The sequence below is a fragment of the Corallococcus sp. AB049A genome, from assembly GCF_003668885.1.
GTDB classification, from domain to species: domain Bacteria; phylum Myxococcota; class Myxococcia; order Myxococcales; family Myxococcaceae; genus Corallococcus; species Corallococcus interemptor.
Map to the genome: position 1 here is coordinate 1 of NZ_RAWL01001061.1, position 456 is coordinate 456.

Annotated in this window: 1 protein-coding gene; it reads left to right on the forward strand. The window is 46.1% G+C overall.

Annotated elements, in window-relative coordinates:
• Positions 1 to 456, forward strand: a 456-nt coding sequence (locus D7X55_RS43895; RefSeq protein WP_158626504.1) for a hypothetical protein, incomplete at both ends; no start/stop codon positions are given.

A 456-nucleotide genomic window follows, 5' to 3' on the forward strand; every position in this document is an offset into this window, starting at 1 on the left:
AGGCAGCAGGGAAGGAATGGAGCAAGCTAAACACGCTTGCCGAACTGCAAGATTTGAATGAGTATCTCTGGGATAACTATGATGAGAGGCTAGCTATCGCTGAATACAAAAAACTTGTAGCGTGGATGCACGAGAAAGAAGAACTAGGCGAACGATCAAGAGAGCAAGCAATAGAGCCGAAAGAGCCAGATAAGCTAGAAACAATTGAACTAGCAGGCAAGACATGGAGCAAAGAAAACACCCTTGCCGAATTAAAAGAGCTAGGTCAGAGCGTCTGGAAAGACCGCAACAGCCAGAAAATGAGCAAAGATGATTACGAGAAACTTGTCGAATGGATTGAAGAAAAGGAGCAATTCGGAGACAAGCCGCCGACAAAGCCCAAAGAGAAAGAACCTCAAATCCCAGGTAAGACAGGCGAAACCAAGGACCAACATACACCGCCGGCAGAGAAAGAAA